Raw genomic sequence first — 17,892 nt, 5'->3', positions numbered from 1 at the left:
TAACCCTGTCGCAGCCGGAGGAAACCTGGTCCTTGTCCTGCGGCCACCGGCGTTCCTAGCCTGCTGCCATGCAGTTCACCCCCGCCCTCCTGACCGCCCTCGCCGGTCGGTTCACGCCGGTGAAGACGCCGGCCGTCAGCACCCCGCCCGCGCAGCGCGACCCCGCCGTCGCCGCCCGCGTCTCCGGGATGCTCACCGACATCGAGAAGGGCGGGCTGGACGCCGTCCTGCGCTACGCCGCCGAGCTCGACGGGTACGACGGGCGCCCCGTGGAACTCGACGCCGAGACCGTCGCCCGCAGCGGGGACCGGCTCCCGGCCGACCTGCGGTCGGCCATCGAACTCGGCGGGGAGCGCACCCGCGCCTTCGCGGCCGCCCAGCGCGAGCACCTCGTCGACTTCTCCACCGAGCTCACCCCCGGCCTCGTCGTCGGCCAGAGGTACGTGCCCGTCGGCCGCGTCGGGGCCTACCTGCCCGCGGGCCGGTTCCCGCTGACCGCGAGCGCCTTCATGACGGTCGGCGTCGCCAAGGTCGCCGGGGTCCCGTCGGTGGTCGCGTGCACCCCCCCGCAGCCGCACGGCGGCGCGAACGACGCCGTCCTCTACGCCGCCGCGGTCTCCGGGGTCGACCGGGTGTTCGTCCTCGGCGGCGTGCAGGCGCTGGCGGCCATGGCGTTCGGGCTCGTCGGCGACGGCCCCGTCGACATGCTCGTCGGAGCGGGCAACGCGTTCGTCGCCGAGGCCAAGCGGCAGTTGTTCGGGACCGTCGCCATCGACCTGCTCGCCGGCCCCTCGGAGGTCGCCGTGATCGCCGACGAGACGGCCGACCCGGTGCTCGTGGCGGCCGACCTGCTCGGCCAGGCCGAGCACGGCCCCAACTCCCCCGCCGCGCTCGTGACGACGTCGCAGGAACTGGCCCGGGCGGTCGTCGCCGAGGTCGACCACCAGCTCCAGACCCTCGCGACCCGCGACATCGCCGGGGCCGCCTGGCGCGACCACGGCAGCGTCACGTGGGCCGCCGACCGCGAGACGGCCGCCACCCTGATGGACGACCTCGCCCCCGAGCACCTCGAGGTCCTCACGGCCGACGACGACTGGTACCACGACCGACTGACGAACTACGGCTCGCTGTTCATCGGCCCGTGGTCCACGGTCGCCTACTCCGACAAAGGGATGGCCGGTACGAACCACACCCTGCCGACCGCGGGCGGCGCGAAGCACAGCGCCGGGCTGTCGGTCTCCCGCTACCTCAAACCCCTCACGTACCAGCGGATCGCGCGCGAGGCGACGCCCGACCTCGCCACGGCGGTGCAGGTCATCTCCGACTCCGAGGGGATGGCCGCGCACAGCGCCACCGCCACCCTGCGCACCGCCCGCTGGCGGTGACCTCCCCGACGACGCGCGTCGCCTGCCACACCTCGGCGCCCCGGGTGGGGGACCTCGCCGGGAACTGCGACCGGTCCGTGCAGGCGGTGCGGGACGCCGCCGCGGCCGGTGCCGACCTCGTCGTCCTGCCCGAGCTCGTCACCTCCGGGTACGTGTTCGCCTCCGTCGAGGAGGCGGCCGGCGTGGCGATCGGCCCGGACCACGACGTCTTCACCCGCTGGGCGCAGGCCGCGGGGGACGCCGTCGTCGTCGGGGGTTTCTGCGAGCGGGGTCCGGACGGGGAGCTGTTCAACAGCGCCGCCGTCGTGGACCGCACGGGCGTCCGCGCCGTGTACCGCAAGGTCCACCTGTGGGACGAGGAGAAGCGGTTCTTCGTCGCCGGCGACGCCCTGCCCCCGGTCCTGGACACCGGGTTCGGCCGGCTCGCGCCGCTGGTCTGCTACGACCTGGAGTTCCCCGAGCTCACCCGGCACGTCGCGCTCGCCGGGGCGGAGGTCCTGGCCGTGCCGACGAACTGGCCGCTGGTGCCGCGGCCGGACGGTGAACGGCCCCCCGAGGTCGTCATCGCGATGGCCACGGCCCGCGTGAACCGGGTCGTCGTGGTGTGCTGCGACCGCACCGGGACCGAACGCGGTCAGCGCTGGACGGCCGGCACCACGGTCGTCGGTGCCGACGGCTGGCCCGTGGCCGCCGACGACCGGGAGGGGTTGCTGGTGGCCGACGTCGACGTCGCCGCGGCCCGGGACAAGCGCCTGACCGCGCGCGCCCACCTCGTCGGGGACCGGCGCACCGACCTGTACTGACCCGGGCCGGACGACCCGTCAGGGGGCCAGGGTCCCCCGCGGGTCGTACCGGCGGCGAACGGCAGCGAGCCGGGCCCGGTCCTGCGCCGACCACAGGGAGCCGTGGTCGCCGTCGCCGGCGAGGTTCAGCGGACCCGCCGTCGCCCAGGGCTGCACGGCGGTGGTCAGGGCGTGCAGCTGCTGCGGGACGAGTTCGCCCCCGGGTCCGGCGGGGACGCCGAGGCCCATGAGCGAGAACGCCGCACCGCGGCCGGTGACCGCGTTCGGCACCTGCGGCTGCCGGGCGAGGGCACCGCCGAGCAGTCGCAGCTCGACCATCGCCAGGACGCTGCCGCTGCTCGCGTCGGCGCGGGCCAGGACCGCGTCGACGGTGCCCGCGCACAGTTCCCGCAGACCGGTCCCGCTCTCGGCGAAGGGCATGGGCCGGGTGGGGTCGGAGTGCACGCCGTCGATCGCGGTGAACGGCATCTCCCCGATCGTGTCGACGATCACCGGCGCGGCCGACCGCGCCGGCTGCAGGAGCCGGTCGGCCTCGGCCGCCGTGCCCGTCGAGGTGAACCGGACGTGGACGACGAACTGCCCGCGCAGGGGTTCGGGCAGGGCCGGGTCCGGGGGCAGCCGCAGCAGCGCCACCGACGTGCTGACGTGCTCGGGCAGGGTCGGCGCCCAGGTCCGCCAGGTGTGCAGGACCTCCTTCGCGCTGGTGCCGGGGTGGAAGATCCCGCCGCCGTGCAACCGGGTGACGGGGACGAGGTCGACGGTCATCGAGGTCACGACGGCGAGCCCGTCGCGGCCGCCGCGCAACGCCCAGAACAGGTCTGGGTGGTGCAGGACGTCGACGTGCCGGCGGTGCCCGTCGGCGGTGACGACGTCGAGGGACCGGACGTGGTCGGCGGCGTACCCGAACTGGCGGCCCAGGGAGCCGTGCCCCCCGCCGAGGGTGTACCCGACGGCGCCGACCTGCGACGACGACCCGCACAGCGGGGCGAGGCCGTGCTCGGCGGCGGCGTCGACCACGGCCCGCCACCGCACCCCCGCCCCGACGGTCGCCGTGCGGTGCCGCGGGTCGACCCGCAGCCCGTCCAGCCGCTTCGTCGTGACGAGGACCGTGCCGGCGAGGTCGGAGCGCAGCCCGTGGCCCGTGGCCTGGGCCCGGACCCCCGCCCCCGTGAGGCGGGCGTACCGGACGGCGGCGGCGACGTCGTGGGCGGTCGTGGCGCCCACGACGAGCGACGGGCGCGGCTGGAAGGCCGCGTTGAACCCGGCGACCTCCTCGGCGAACCCGCCGTCACCGGGGTGGAGCACCGGGCCCCGGACACCGCGCAGGGTCTCGACGTGCTGGTCGGCGGCGGTGAGGGGAGTCGTCACGGGGGTGCTCCTGAACGGGGTGAGGAGGGGGAGGGCGGCGAGGGACCGCAGCAGCTGGCTGCGCGTGGGGCGGGACATCAGCGGCCCGCCGTGACGGTGATCTCGACGAGCATCCCGGGCACCGCGAGGCGGTCGACGCCGACGAGCGTGGCGGGCGGGGTCGCCGGGGCGAACCGCTCGGCGATCAGGCCGTACCCGGCCAGGACGGCGTCGACGTCGGTGGCGTGGACGGTCAGGTGCAGGACGTCGCCGAAGTCCATCCCGGCGCGGTGCAGCAGGTCCTCGACGTTCTCCACGGCGAGGGCGATCTGGGCGGTGACGTCGCCGTCGTGCACGAGGCGCCCGTCGCGGTCGACGGACCCCTGGCCGGCGCAGGTCAGCAGCCGGGTCGGGGCGGGACGGAGCTGGGCCTGGTCGAACCCGAGGGCGAGGTTCCAGCTGCTCGGGTTGATGCGGGTGGTCCCGCTGGTCTGCGTGGTGGGCATGCCGGGAACGGTGCCGCCGCCGCCCGGGGCCGGAACACCCCAGCGTCCTGGGGAACCGCGACCCCAGAACTCTGGGGTTCCCCCCGGTCCCCGCGGGGCGCAGACTCGGGTGCGTGGCCTCGCCGACGGAACGCACCCGCGCGCAGCTCGACGCCCTCAGCACGACGGGCCTGGACACGCCCACGTTCGTGGCCGCCAGCCTGGAGGTCCTGCACCGGGCCGTCCCGTTCGCGGCGGCCTGCTTCGCCACGACCGACCCTGCGACGCGGTTGGTGACCAGCGCGCTGAAGACCGGGACGATGACGACGGTCACGCCGGAGCAGGACGAGCGGTGGGCGTTCCACGAGTACGTCGTCGAGGACGTCTACGACTACCTCGACCTGCTGGACCGTCCCGGCGGCGTCACGACGACCCACCGCGAGACCGCCGGCGACCTGGTGCGCTGCAACCGCTACGAGAACTTCTTCCACCCGCTGTGGGACGTCACGGACGAGCTGCGCACGGCCGTGACCGCCGACGGGTCGATGTGGGCGTTCCTGGCGCTGTTCCGCGACACCGGCGACCGCGCCACGACGTTCAACGCCGCGGAGATGGAGTTCGTCAGCACGGTCTCGACGTCGCTGGCGCGCGGGGTGCGGGCCAGCCTCGTGACGTCGCTGGCCGGGGCGGCCCCCGTGGAGGAGGCCGGCCCGGGGGTGATCGTCGTGACCGACCGCGGGGACGTCCTGTCCGCGAACGCCGCCGCGGTCCGGCGCATCGCCGAGCTCGGCGGACCGGAACTCGGCCGGGGCGCCCTGCCGATGCCCGTGCAGTCGGTGGTCGGGGCCGCGCGGCGGTTCGCGCAGGGACAGCTGGACTGGGCGCCCCGTGTCCGCATGCGCACGGCCGACGGCCGGTGGGTCGTCGTGAGCGCGTCCCCCCTGACCTCCTTCGGTCAGGCCGCCGCCCCCACGTTCGCGGTGACCGTCGAGGACGCCGGGCGGGCCGACGTGCTGCCCCTGCTCGTGGAGGCGTTCGGGCTGACACCGCGCGAGCAGGACGTGGTGCGGCTCGTGCTGCGCGGGGTGTCGACGGCCGAGATCGCCACGACCCTGCACCTGTCCGCGTACACGGTCCAGGACCACCTGAAGGTGGTGTTCGACAAGGTCGGCGTCCGCAGCCGCCGTGAGCTCACCGCCCGGGTGTTCGCCGAGGAGTACGCCCCGCAGCTGGGGCAGGCGGTCGGCGCCTCGGGCTTCTTCGCCTAGGCGCCGCCCCGCCCGGTCCCCCCGCGGGCCTCAGCGTCCGCCGAGGATGTTCCGGATCTGCTGCACCTGGTCGTCGCCGACCCCGAGCTGCCCCATGACGTTCTCGAACCAGTGCGGCTCCCCGCCGCCGAACAGGTCGCCGAGGACGTCGTCCTCCTCCTCGGAGTCGACGGCGGCGGCCAGGGCGGGCCAGAACCCGCGCGCGACGGTCCACGGTGCGGACTCGCTGAGCAGCCCCAGGACACCGAGGTCGGACAGCCGCTCGCGCAGCTCCTCCACCGCGACCCCGGCCGCGGGCCCGAGGGCGGCGGCCCCGTCGACGAGCCCGTCGAGGGCCGCGTCGTCGAACGGGTCCCCGGTGACCGCCGACGCCAGGACCGTCGGCAGGACGGCCTCGGCGATCGAGAAACCCTCCTCCAGCGTGGAGGGGTCCTCGAGGATGAACCGGCCCACGAGCTGACGGCGCAGCTCCCGGGGCTCGGGGGCCGGGTCCAGCCAGCCGTCCGCGGCGGCGCCCGGGGTGAGCAGCGTCTCGTCCTCGCCGTCGAGCAGGTCCAGGTCCAGCATGAGCAGGACGACCTGGTGCAGCCACGGCACGTCCTCCAGGTCGGTCGGCTCGCCGTCGGCGTCGACCGTGATGGGGATGCGGTGCTCGAAGGAGGCCAGGACCGCGGTGACGTCGTCACCGGCGAGCTCGGCGTCGTCGGGCACCTCCAGGCCCTCCCCGACGTGGGCGAGGACGGCCCGGGCGGCGCGGACGGGGAACGAGGCCAGCACGGCCTCGTCCTCCTCGCCCTCGTCGACGTCCTCGGCCGCGGCGGCCAGGACCTCCGCCGGCTCCGGCGGCTCACCCGCCAGCAGCACCAGGCTCGTCTCCAGGTCGCTCGCCGACCCCTGCCAGCGGCCGGTCTCGCCGAGGAAGGTCAGCAGCTGCCACCAGATGGCGGCCAAGTCCTCGGCCATCTCCTCCGGTTCGGGGGTGCCGGCGTCCTCGACCATCGCGGGGATGACCCGCCCCACCAGGGCCTCGACGTCCTCGGGGGTCAGCCGCGTCAGCTGAGCGGCCGGGCGGACGGTCAGCAGCCCGCCCGCGCCGACGGTCAGCGCCTCGACGACGGCCTCGGACCCCACCTCCTCGTCGACCTCGACGTTCTCGTCCAGCCACGCGGTGAAGGGAGCGCGCAGCTCCTCCATCGCGCGCTCGCCGAGCGCGTGGGACACGTGCACCAGGGGCCGTTCGTCAGCTGCCACCGGCCCAGCCTGTCACCACCCCCCTGATCACCTCCACCGCCTCCGGTGGTCGTCCGGTCAGCCGGCCAGCGGCAGGTCGGTGACGTCGAGGTGCAGGACCCCGTCGTCGGCCAGCCGGGTCAGGCCGACGTGCACGGCCGGCTGCAGCCCCCGGACGATCCGCCACGGCGCCCGCGAGGGCACGACCCCGCCCCGCACGAGCGCCTCGAGGCGGCCCGCGCCCACGAGGTCGGCCAGCGCCCGGCCCCCGCGGGCGACCTCCGCGGGCAGGCTGGAGGTCGCCAGCGCCAGGACGTACCCGGCCCCGGGGTCCTGCCGCACGGCGTGCGCGACCTCGGCGACGACGAGGCGCCGGCGGGCGAAGGCGGCGTCCACGTCGCGCGGGGAGTCCCACGCGGCCCACTGCGGCCCCCGCCCCCCGTCGGGGCGCAGGTAGCCCAGCTCCACCAGCACCGCGCGCAGCCGGGCGGTGCCGGTGGCGCGCCCGCGCAGGACGTCCTCGGCGTCCCGCACGAGCGGCGTGCGCCGCAGCGGCGTGATCTCGACGGGCAGCCCGGACCGCACGCTGTGGGCGCCGCGGCCCAGCAGGCCGCCGCGCGCCGGGCGCTGCAGGACCTGCGCCAGGTCCGGCAGCGCGGCCCTGTCCCCCGTCCACGCCTGCGCGGCGAGCAGGAAGTTCACGTACCGCGTCCACAGGGCGCACGTGGCCCGGACCTCGGTGGCGCGGTCGGTGCCGTCGAGCTCGGCCTGCCGGCCCGCCTGCTCGACGAGCAGGCCGACGTCGCGCAGGTCCAGCTCGGTGACGACGCGGTCGGGGCGCTGCTCCCCGCGCCGGGCCAGCAGGTCCCGGCGCGAGTCGCGCAGCCGGTGCAGGTGGGCGCCGAGGTCGGCGGGGTCCAGGAGGCCGAGGTCGTCGCTCAGCCACCGGGCGAACGCCGCTTCCACGCGGCGCACGTTCGTGCGGTCGGCGGCGGTCAACGGTTCCACGACGTTCTCCCTCGGTCGGCGGAGCCCCACCGTACGAGGGTCCGCCCGCACGCCCCGGGAGTTGTCCACAGGCCGTCCCGGCGGCCGCCCCGGACCGCGCGCAAGGGCTTTCCCTGTGGAAGGCTCCAACGGTGAGCGGAACGTTCCTCGACGGCGTGCGAACCCTGGCCCGCGGCGTCCGGGAGGAGCCCCGCCCCTTCCGCACCGCGATCGTCGGCTCGGTCGTCTTCGGCGTGGGCAACGCCCTGTCCGGCTACCTCGTGGGCCGCGTGACGACCGACGTCGTCGTGCCGGCCCTCGACGGCTCGGCCCCCGTCACCGCCCGCGACGCCTGGCTGGCCGGCGCGACGCTCATGTCCGTAACGGTCGCCCTCGTCGGCGGGGTCCTGCTGCGGCGCATCTTCGGCGGGGCGTTCACCTACGCCCTGCAGGCCCGCTACCGCCGGGCCCTGGCCCGCCGCTACCTGGACCTGCCGCTGGCCTGGCACCACGCCCACCCCGCGGGCCGGCTGCTCGCGACGGCCGGCGCGGACGTGGAGGCCACCTGGCAGGCGACGATGGTCCTGCCCTTCGCCCTCGGCACGGCGGTCCTCATCGTCTTCGCCGGGATCGCGATGGTCGCGGCCGACCCGGTCCTGGCCACCGTCGGCCTGCTCGTCGTCCCCGCCCTGCTGGCCGCGAACGTCGTCTACCAGCGGCGGATGTCCCCGCTGGTCGTCGCCGTCCAGCAGCTGCGCGGCGAGGTGTCCTCGACCGCCCACGAGAGCTTCGAGGGCGCTCTCGTCGTCAAGACGCTGGGCCTGGCCGACGAGGAGGTCACCCGGTTCCGCGCCGACGCCGAGCGGCTGCGGGACGCGAACGTCGCGGCGGGCCGCACCCGGGGCGCGTTCGACCCCGTCATCGAGGCCCTGCCGTCGCTGGGCACCCTGCTCGTCCTCGTCGTCGGCGCGGTCCGGGTGGCCTCGGGCCGCACCGGCGTGGGCGACCTCGTGCAGATCGCCTACCTCCTGAGCCTGCTGGCCTTCCCCGTCCGCTCCTTCGGGTGGCTGCTCGGCGACCTGCCCCGCACCGTCGCGGGCGACGCGCGCGTGTCAGCGGTGCTGGGCGAGGACGCGACGACGCCGTGGGGTGCGGGCGACCTCGCCCCCGGCGGCCCGCTGGCGGTGTCGGTGGCGGGCCTGTCCTACCGGCACCCCGCGCCCGCCGTCGACCCCCTCGCCGGCGACGCCGCCCCCCACCCCCCGCCGCAGCGGGTGCTGTCCGACGTGACGCTCGAGGTGACGGCAGGGACGACCGTCGCGGTCGTCGGGGGCACCGGCGCGGGCAAGTCGACGCTGGCCGGTCTGCTGGTGCGCCTGGTCGACCCCTCCACCGGGACCGTGCTGCTCAACGGCGTCGACGTGCGCGACCTCGCCGAGGGGCGGGTCGCGGGCGTCGCCGCGCTCGTCCCGCAGTCCACGTTCGTCTTCGACGACTCGATCCGCGGCAACGTCGCCCTGGGCCTGGAGGTCTCCGACGACGAGGTGTGGCAGGCGCTGGAGCTGGCCCGCGCCGGCGACTTCGTCCGCTCGCTGCCCGGCGGCCTCGACGAGCTCGTCGGGGAACGCGGTTCCACCCTGTCGGGCGGGCAGCGGCAGCGGCTGGCGCTCGCCCGCGCCCTCGTCCGCCGGCCCCGCCTGCTGGTCCTCGACGACGCCACGAGCGCCCTGGACCCGGCGGTGGAACGGGCAGTGCTCGACGGGTTGGAACGCACCGGGATCGGCACGACGGTCGTCGTCGTCGCCTACCGCCCCGCGACGATCGCCCTGGCCGACGAGGTCGTCCACCTCGACCACGGCCGCATCGTCGACCGCGGCCCCGCCGAGGAGGTCGCCGCCCGCGACGAGGGGTACCGCGAACTCGTCACCGCCTACGCCCGCGCCGCCGCGGACCGGGCCGCCGAGGAGGGCGCCGCGTGAGCACCGGAGTGCTGGCCCGTTCCCGCGAGCTCACCCCCGAGTTCGCCGAGGGCCTGGGCGTGACGCTGGCCATCGCGGCCGCGACGACGCTGGGCAAGGTCGCCGTCCCCGTGGCGGTGCAGCAGACCATCGACACCGGCGTGCAGGCCCCCGGCGGGCCCGACGTGACGCGCGTCGTGCTGCTGTGCGCGGTCGCGGCCCTCGTCGTGCTCGTCACCGCCGGGACCGCGTGGATCGTCAACGTGCGGCTGTTCCGCGCGACCGAGGCGGGCCTGGCGAGCCTGCGGGTGCGCGCCTTCCGGCACGTGCACGACCTGGCGGTGCTCACGCAGAGCGGTGAACGCCGCGGCTCCCTCGTGAGCCGCGTGACCAGCGACGTCGACACCATCTCGACGTTCCTGCAGACGGGCATGCTCGTCCTCGTCCTGTCCGCGGGGCAGGTCCTGCTGGCGACGGCGCTGATGTTCGTCTACTCGTGGCAGCTGGCGCTCGTCGTCATCGGCTGCTTCGTGCCGCTGGTCCTGGCCCGGCAGAAGCTGCAGGAACCGGTGTCGCGCGCCTACAAGGCGGTCCGGGTGCGGATGGGCGACCTGCTCGCCGCGATCTCCGAGACCGTGGTGGGAGCGGACGTCATCCGCGCCCACGCCGCCTCCGAACGGTCCTGGAAGCGGATCGACGCCGCCATCGAGGCCCACCGCAAGCAGGCCGTGAAGGCGCAGGTCGCGACCGCGGTGACGTTCTCCTCCGGTGTCCTCGTGTCCGGGCTCGTCGTGGCGCTGGTCATCGTCGTCGGGACGCTGCTGGGGCTGGCCGGGGACATCACGCTCGGCCGGCTGCTGGCCTTCCTGTTCCTGGCTCAGCTGTGGGTGGGGCCGGTGCAGGCGGCCACGGAGGTGCTCAACGAGCTGCAGAACGCCCTCGCCGGGTGGCGCCGCGTCGTGGACCTCATCGACACCCCCGTCTCGGTCCCCGAGCCCACGACGCCCCGCACCCTGCCGCGCGGCCCCGTCGACGTCCGGCTGCAGGACGTCGCGTACTCCTACCCCGGGACGGCGAAGACGGTGCTGACGGGGGTCACGCTGCACTTCCCCGCCGGGTCGCGGACCGCGATCGTCGGGGAGACCGGCTCGGGCAAGACGACCCTGTCCCGGCTCATGACGCGCCTCGTCGACCCCGTGTCCGGGCGGGTCCTGCTGTCGGGCGTCGACGCCCGCGACCTGCCGTCGGCCGAGCTGCACCGCCGCGTCGTCGCCGTCCCGCAGGAGGGCTTCCTCTTCGACACGACGGTCGGGGAGAACGTGCGGCGCGGCAAGCCCGGGGCCGTCGACGCCGACGTCCGCGCCGCCTTCGCCGACCTGGGCCTGACGTCGTGGCTGGACGGGCTGCCCGAAGGCCTCGACACCCCCGTCGGGCAGCGGGGGGAACGCCTCTCCGCCGGTGAGCGCCAGCTCGTCGCCCTCGCCCGCGCCCACCTCGCCGACCCCGACCTGCTCGTCCTCGACGAGGCGACGTCCTCCGTGGACCCCGCGACGGAGGTGCGGCTCCAGCGGGCCCTGGAGGGAGTTCTGTCCGGCCGTACGTCCGTCGCCATCGCCCACCGGCTCTCGACGGCCGAAGCGGCCGACACCGTGGTGGTCGTCGACTCCGGGCGGGTCGTCGAAGTAGGGCCGGCCGTGGATCTCGCCTACGCCGGTGGGCCGTACTCGCGACTGCACGCGGCGTGGACGGCGCAGCACAGCTGAGCGCCGTCCTCCGAGGGCAATGAAAAAGGGCCAGAACCCCATCAGGGGTTCTGGCCCTCGACCTCACGGGTGATGAGGCCACAAATACGTGTGGGGAGCGGCCCTGATCGGGCTGCTCCCCACACGCTTCTCACCACAAGAGTGAGTGGCCGGCGGTGACCTACTCTCCCACCCAGTCTCCCGAGCAGTACCATCGGCGCTGGTGGGCTTAGCTTCCGGGTTCGGAATGAGACCGGGCGTTTCCCCACCGCTATGACCACCGGACCACACAGGCCAGGATCCAAACCACCCCACCACCACACACGAGCACGCCTGCGCATGCACCACGAGTGGCGGTGGGCGGGTTCTCTCCCGAGAACCACACAATGGACGCGAACACTCAAGCAGCAACTGCTCATCAAAGCATCAAGATTGTTTGCACTCTCCACCCACACCATCACCCACCACACCAATCCTTACGACTGGCCCTGATGGTGGCTGGTGCGTGGTAGACAAGTGATCGGCTTATTAGTACCGGTCAGCTCCACAACTCGCTAGTCGTTGCTTCCACACCCGGCCTATCAACCCCGTCATCTCCAGGGAGCCTCCCACCCCACAAGGGGCACGGAAACCTCATCTCGAAGCAGGCTTCCCGCTTAGATGCCTTCAGCGGTTATCCCTTCCGAACGTAGCCAACCAGCCATGCCCTTGGCAGGACAACTGGCACACCAGAGGTTCGTCCGTCCCGGTCCTCTCGTACTAGGGACAGCCCTTCTCAAGTTTCCAACGCGCGCAGCGGATAGGGACCGAACTGTCTCACGACGTTCTAAACCCAGCTCGCGTACCGCTTTAATGGGCGAACAGCCCAACCCTTGGGACCTACTCCAGCCCCAGGATGCGACGAGCCGACATCGAGGTGCCAAACCATGCCGTCGATATGGACTCTTGGGCAAGATCAGCCTGTTATCCCCGGGGTACCTTTTATCCGTTGAGCGACCGCGATTCCACACTCCACGGCCGGATCACTAGTCCCGACTTTCGTCCCTGCTCGACATGTCTGTCTCACAGTCAAGCTCCCTTGTGCACTTACACTCAACACCTGATTGCCAACCAGGCTGAGGGAACCTTTGGGCGCCTCCGTTACTCTTTAGGAGGCAACCGCCCCAGTTAAACTACCCACCAGGCACTGTCCCTGATCCGGATCACGGACCGAAGTTAGACATCCAGAACGACCAGAGTGGTATTTCAACGATGACTCCACACCCACTAGCGTGAGCGCTTCACAGTCTCCCACCTATCCTACACAAGCCGTCCCGAACACCAATACCAAGCTATAGTGAAGGTCCCGGGGTCTTTCCGTCCTGCTGCGCGTAACGAGCATCTTTACTCGTAGTGCAATTTCGCCGAGTTCGCGGTTGAGACAGCAGGGAAGTCGTTACGCCATTCGTGCAGGTCGGAACTTACCCGACAAGGAATTTCGCTACCTTAGGATGGTTATAGTTACCACCGCCGTTTACTGGCGCTTAAGTTCTCAGCGTCCCCACGTGAGTGGGTAACCGGTCCCCTTAACGTTCCAGCACCGGGCAGGCGTCAGTCCGTATACATCGTCTTACGACTTCGCACGGACCTGTGTTTTTAGTAAACAGTCGCTTCCCCCTGGTCTCTGCGGCCCTCAAACGCTAGTGAGCAAGTCACTTCACGCCTCAGGCCCCCCTTCTCCCGAAGTTACGGGGGCATTTTGCCGAGTTCCTTAACCACGATTCACTCGCACGCCTCGGTATTCTCTACCTGACCACCTGAGTCGGTTTAGGGTACGGGCGGCTCGAACCTCGCGCCGAGGCTTTTCTAGACAGCATGGGATCACCCTACTTCCCCCCTACGGGGTCACCATCAGGTCTCAGGCCCGACATCAAAGTCAGAGGTGCGGATTTGCCAACACCTCGCCCTACACCCTTGGACGTGGACAACCATCGCCACGCGGAAGCTACCCTCCTGCGTCACCCCTGTTAATACGCTTGACTACTACCGGATCGGGCCACACGCTCCACCCACCCGCGCCCGAAGGCAACGAGGGGCTTTGGGTGCTTAGCATCCCCGGCCTCGCCATGGACGGTTCTACACCGGTACGGGAATATCAACCCGTTGTCCATCGACTACGCCTGTCGGCCTCGCCTTAGGTCCCGACTTACCCAGGGCGGATGAACCTGGCCCTGGAACCCTTGGTCAATCGGCGGACGGGGTTCTCACCCGTCATTCGCTACTCATGCCTGCATTCTCACTCGCGTGCAGTCCACAACGGGTCACCCCCCTGCTTCACCCCACACACGACGCTCCCCTACCCACCCACACACCTGCCCCAGCCGGCCAGACCACACATCCGAAGACATGCCGTCATCCGTACTGGAGGGGTTCACATGTGAGTGCCACAGCTTCGGCGGTGTACTTGAGCCCCGCTACATTGTCGGCGCGGAATCACTTGACCAGTGAGCTATTACGCACTCTTTCAAGGGTGGCTGCTTCTAAGCCAACCTCCTGGTTGTCTGCGCAACTCCACATCCTTTCCCACTTAGCACACGCTTAGGGGCCTTAGCTGATGATCTGGGCTGTTTCCCTCTCGACTACGAAGCTTATCCCCCGCAGTCTCACTGCCACGCTCTCACTTACCGGCATTCGGAGTTTGGCTGACGTCAGTAACCCGGTGGGGCCCATCGGCCATCCAGTAGCTCTACCTCCGGCAAGAAACACGCGACGCTGCACCTAAATGCATTTCGGGGAGAACCAGCTATCACGGAGTTTGATTGGCCTTTCACCCCTACCCACAGCTCATCCCCCAGGTTTTCAACCCTGGTGGGTTCGGTCCTCCACGCGGTCTTACCCGCGCTTCAACCTGGCCATGGGTAGATCACTCCGCTTCGGGTCTAGAGCACGCGACTAAGAACGCCCTCTTCGGACTCGCTTTCGCTACGGCTACCCCACCCGGGTTAACCTCGCCACGCACCACTAACTCGCAGGCTCATTCTTCAAAAGGCACGCCGTCACAGGTACAAGCCTGCTCCGACGGATTGTAGGCACACGGTTTCAGGTACTATTTCACTCCCCTCCCGGGGTGCTTTTCACCATTCCCTCACGGTACTTGTCCGCTATCGGTCATCAGGAAGTATTTAGGCTTACCAGGTGGTCCTGGCAGATTCACACGAGATTCCACGAGCCCCGTGCTACTCGGGAGGCGCTCCCAGGGAGGCCGCGATGTTTCACCTACGGGGGTCTCACCCACTACGCCGGACCATCCCAGGCCCTTCGGCTACACCACGACTTTCTCACTCCCCGAACCGGTGGTAGCCGGCTCCGAAACACTCCCACAACCCCGCCACCGCAACCCCTACCAGGTCTCACACGGAAACGGTTTAGCCTCATCCGCTTTCGCTCGCCACTACTCACGGAATCACTGTTGTTTTCTCTTCCTGTGGGTACTGAGATGTTTCACTTCCCCACGTTCCCTCCACACACCCTATACATTCAGGTGCGGGTGACCGCCCATGACGACGGCCGGGTTCCCCCATTCGGACATCCTCGGATCACCGTTCGGTTGCCAACTCCCCGAGGCTTAACGCAGGCTCCCACGTCCTTCATCGGCTCCTGATGCCAAGGCATCCACCATGCGCCCTTACACACTTGACCACCACACACCACCCACCACCACACCCACCAACACCACGAAGGCACTGATGACAGAACCGAAGTCCCAACGGCGACGAACGATGCGCAGATCAAGAGGCAAACAATCATAAAAACCACAAAGACACTCAAACCCACCCCGAGTCACCCCAGAGCAAAGGTTTGAGATCAGAGGATCTACTCGACGAACACCACTACAAAAGATGTTCGCGTCCACTGTGCAGTTCTCAACAGACAACCCGACACCCACCCCTACACGACCCGCACCAGACACCGCGCATCCCCCGAAGAGAACCCACAGCCGATGTGCAAAGCCAGGACAGGCCCAGACCTAGAGTTCACGACCTTCCGGCCGGTCCCTCAGGACCCAACAGTGCGCCAGGTGCCCACCTCAACCCCCACCGTCTGTTCCATCCACCCACCGCAAGCGATGAGGAGGAGTACTGAGACGAGAAAGCGTCGATGAGCACCGTGTTGATGTTCCACCCTCGAGCACCAGCCGCCGAACACATGCCGGCTGAAACTGGTCCACCCACACCCGCCCCCACCCCGGACGACGCCGGCGTGAAGTACTGCGAGTGTGGTTGATGCTCCTTAGAAAGGAGGTGATCCAGCCGCACCTTCCGGTACGGCTACCTTGTTACGACTTCGTCCCAATCGCCAGTCCCACCTTCGACAGCTCCCCCCCTGACGGGTTGGGCCACCGGCTTCGGGTGTTACCGACTTTCATGACGTGACGGGCGGTGTGTACAAGGCCCGGGAACGTATTCACCGCAGCGTTGCTGATCTGCGATTACTAGCGACTCCGACTTCACGGGGTCGAGTTGCAGACCCCGATCCGAACTGAGACCAGCTTTTTGGGATTCGCTCCACCTCACGGTATCGCAGCCCTCTGTACTGGCCATTGTAGCATGCGTGAAGCCCAAGACATAAGGGGCATGATGATTTGACGTCATCCCCACCTTCCTCCGAGTTGACCCCGGCAGTCTCCCATGAGTCCCCACCCGAAGTGCTGGCAACATGGAACGAGGGTTGCGCTCGTTGCGGGACTTAACCCAACATCTCACGACACGAGCTGACGACAACCATGCACCACCTGTACGCGACCAACTAAATGACACCCCATCTCTGGGATTCCACCGCGCATGTCAAGCCTTGGTAAGGTTCTTCGCGTTGCATCGAATTAATCCGCATGCTCCGCCGCTTGTGCGGGCCCCCGTCAATTCCTTTGAGTTTTAGCCTTGCGGCCGTACTCCCCAGGCGGGGCGCTTAATGCGTTAGCTGCGGCACGGAATCCGTGGAATGGACCCCACACCTAGCGCCCAACGTTTACGGCATGGACTACCAGGGTATCTAATCCTGTTCGCTCCCCATGCTTTCGCTCCTCAGCGTCAGTAACTGCCCAGAGACCCGCCTTCGCCACCGGTGTTCCTCCTGATATCTGCGCATTTCACCGCTACACCAGGAATTCCAGTCTCCCCTACAGCACTCAAGTGTGCCCGTACCCACTGCAAGCTCAGAGTTGAGCCCTGAGTTTTCACAGCAGACGCGACACACCGCCTACGAGCTCTTTACGCCCAATAATTCCGGACAACGCTTGCACCCTACGTATTACCGCGGCTGCTGGCACGTAGTTAGCCGGTGCTTCTTCTGCTCCTACCGTCACTTGCGCTTCTTCGGAGCTGAAAGAGGTTTACAACCCGAAGGCCGTCATCCCTCACGCGGCGTCGCTGCATCAGGCTTTCGCCCATTGTGCAATATTCCCCACTGCTGCCTCCCGTAGGAGTCTGGGCCGTGTCTCAGTCCCAGTGTGGCCGGTCGCCCTCTCAGGCCGGCTACCCGTCGTCGCCTTGGTAGGCCATTACCCCACCAACAAGCTGATAGGCCGCGAGCCCATCCCCAGCCGAAAAACTTTCCACCCGCACTCGATGCCGAGGCAGGTCGTATCCGGTATTAGCCACCGTTTCCAGTGGTTGTCCCAGAGCCAGGGGCAGGTTGCTCACGTGTTACTCACCCGTTCGCCACTGATCCCCCCCGAAGGGGTTCACCGTTCGACTTGCATGTGTTAAGCACGCCGCCAGCGTTCGTCCTGAGCCAGGATCAAACTCTCCGTCGAAAAACCATCCGCAACCACCCAAACCGGCCCGAAGACCAGCCAAGCAGCCACGTAGATCATTTCACTTCATAGTCGACCCTTGGACTCGAAACTCCACCCCCCACTGGCGTGAAAGAGGCGGAGGTCAATCCCAAAGGAATCCCCGATCCCCACCCACACAGGAGCGAGAACCATTGGGGGTTAATGCATTGGCATCAACATTTATGGCACACTGTTGAGTTCTCAAGAACCGGACGCACCCACCCCGAACCGACCCCCACACGAGGGCCAGCGGAAGAGGGGCAACTTTCCCACCTTAACCAGACACCAGGCCAAACTGCAACCCAGCCCCGATCGAGGCTTCCGGCGCCACCCCACCAGACGCGGTCCACCCCAGCTCGTGAGCTTCAGGTTTTCCGCCCCGCCGGGGCGACATGAAGAACAGTACGTGGCCGCCGGGGCACGAGGCAAATCCGCGCCCTCCTGACGCCCTGTCCCGTTGCACCGCAACGGAACAGGTGCCCGGACGGCTCAGACGACCGTCAGGCGGTCATCCGCAGGGGCCGTGCGGTCTCGTCGTCGTCCGCGACGGCTCGTGGGGACGGGTGCTCGACGAGGGCGACGACCCGGCCGGCCATGAACCGGGCGGTGCGCACGGGGGTCCCCCCGCGGGTCACCTCAGTCACCTCGACGACTCCCCGCCCGTGGGTGATCTCCACCCGACGCCCGGCGCGGGTCGCCTCGACCTCGTAGGTGCGGGTGTCCCCGGTGGCGTCGACGACGATCTCGACCCGATCACCCTTCACGGTGTCCTCCTGTGGACGTGCTCGCGCCCGTGGCGAGCAGTGGATGAGGGTGACGGCACCCCGGATGCGCCTGTCGGCACGGTGGTCGCTCGGAGCGACGAGAGTTGGAGC

At 69.8% G+C, this 17,892-nt stretch carries 10 protein-coding genes and 3 rRNA genes; 5 read left to right on the top strand and 8 right to left on the bottom strand.

Annotated elements, in window-relative coordinates; all coding sequences use genetic code 11:
- Nucleotides 1-68: 68 nt before the first annotated feature.
- Together hisD and BJ968_RS12280 are read left to right on the top strand one after the other, a co-directional pair.
- Entirely contained in the window at nucleotides 69-1,385 is a 1,317-nt protein-coding gene (hisD, locus tag BJ968_RS12285) for a histidinol dehydrogenase (protein WP_179752206.1), read from the top strand.
- Nucleotides 1,382-2,188, top strand: coding sequence for a nitrilase-related carbon-nitrogen hydrolase (locus tag BJ968_RS12280; protein ID WP_179752204.1), 807 nt, complete (start codon nucleotides 1,382-1,384; stop codon nucleotides 2,186-2,188). The genes hisD and BJ968_RS12280 overlap by 4 nt, the downstream gene beginning before the upstream one ends.
- An 18-nt stretch (nucleotides 2,189-2,206) precedes the next feature.
- Here the strand turns inward: BJ968_RS12280 and BJ968_RS12275 are convergent, their stop codons facing one another.
- A complete protein-coding gene (locus BJ968_RS12275) occupies nucleotides 2,207-3,556 on the bottom strand; it encodes an FAD-binding protein (RefSeq protein ID WP_218885021.1) in 1,350 nt (449 codons plus the stop codon).
- A gap of 77 nt (nucleotides 3,557-3,633) precedes the next feature.
- On the bottom strand, nucleotides 3,634-4,041 hold the full coding sequence (locus BJ968_RS12270; RefSeq protein ID WP_179752200.1) for a RidA family protein: 408 nt from the start codon (nucleotides 4,039-4,041) through the stop codon (nucleotides 3,634-3,636).
- 113 nt (nucleotides 4,042-4,154) lie between these two features.
- Here BJ968_RS12270 and BJ968_RS26635 point away from each other — a divergent pair, with 113 nt between their 5' ends.
- The gene (locus BJ968_RS26635; RefSeq protein ID WP_218885020.1) at nucleotides 4,155-5,288 is read left to right on the top strand and encodes a LuxR C-terminal-related transcriptional regulator; all 1,134 of its coding nucleotides are present in this window, start codon (nucleotides 4,155-4,157) and stop codon (nucleotides 5,286-5,288) included.
- Nucleotides 5,289-5,318: 30 nt separating this feature from the next.
- On the opposite strand, the gene BJ968_RS12260 is transcribed toward BJ968_RS26635, so the two are convergent.
- Together BJ968_RS12260 and BJ968_RS12255 are read right to left on the bottom strand one after the other, a co-directional pair.
- Nucleotides 5,319-6,539: a hypothetical protein gene (locus tag BJ968_RS12260; protein ID WP_179752198.1), complete on the bottom strand. Its 1,221-nt coding sequence runs from the start codon at nucleotides 6,537-6,539 to the stop codon at nucleotides 5,319-5,321.
- 57 nt (nucleotides 6,540-6,596) lie between these two features.
- The gene (locus tag BJ968_RS12255) at nucleotides 6,597-7,526 is read right to left on the bottom strand and encodes a hypothetical protein (protein ID WP_179752196.1); all 930 of its coding nucleotides are present in this window, start codon (nucleotides 7,524-7,526) and stop codon (nucleotides 6,597-6,599) included.
- A 131-nt stretch (nucleotides 7,527-7,657) separates the two neighbouring features.
- Here BJ968_RS12255 and BJ968_RS12250 point away from each other — a divergent pair, with 131 nt between their 5' ends.
- Nucleotides 7,658-9,484 (top strand): ATP-binding cassette domain-containing protein, encoded by a 1,827-nt coding sequence (locus BJ968_RS12250; RefSeq protein ID WP_179752194.1) that lies wholly within the window; start codon nucleotides 7,658-7,660, stop codon nucleotides 9,482-9,484.
- Entirely contained in the window at nucleotides 9,481-11,226 is a 1,746-nt protein-coding gene (locus BJ968_RS12245) for an ABC transporter transmembrane domain-containing protein (protein ID WP_179752192.1), read from the top strand. Before BJ968_RS12250 ends, BJ968_RS12245 begins: the two co-directional genes overlap by 4 nt.
- 147 nt (nucleotides 11,227-11,373) lie before the next feature.
- Here BJ968_RS12245 and rrf read toward each other — a convergent pair.
- The 4 genes from rrf to BJ968_RS12225 form a co-directional block, all read right to left on the bottom strand.
- Nucleotides 11,374-11,490, bottom strand: a 5S ribosomal RNA gene (gene rrf / locus BJ968_RS12240).
- A 223-nt stretch (nucleotides 11,491-11,713) separates the two neighbouring features.
- Nucleotides 11,714-14,883: ribosomal RNA gene (locus BJ968_RS12235) — 23S ribosomal RNA — on the bottom strand.
- Nucleotides 14,884-15,478: 595 nt separating this feature from the next.
- Nucleotides 15,479-16,996, bottom strand: a 16S ribosomal RNA gene (locus tag BJ968_RS12230).
- The 16S, 23S and 5S rRNA genes sit together here, the layout of an rRNA operon.
- Before the next feature lie 521 nt (nucleotides 16,997-17,517).
- A complete protein-coding gene (locus BJ968_RS12225) occupies nucleotides 17,518-17,781 on the bottom strand; it encodes a hypothetical protein (RefSeq protein ID WP_179752190.1) in 264 nt (87 codons plus the stop codon).
- Nucleotides 17,782-17,892: the final 111 nt, after the last annotated feature.

It is taken from the genome of Kineococcus aurantiacus, from assembly GCF_013409345.1.
Classification (GTDB): domain Bacteria; phylum Actinomycetota; class Actinomycetes; order Actinomycetales; family Kineococcaceae; genus Kineococcus; species Kineococcus aurantiacus.
The sequence above is the reverse complement of the archived record's forward strand: the minus strand, read 5'-3'. Positions and strand labels throughout refer to the sequence as shown.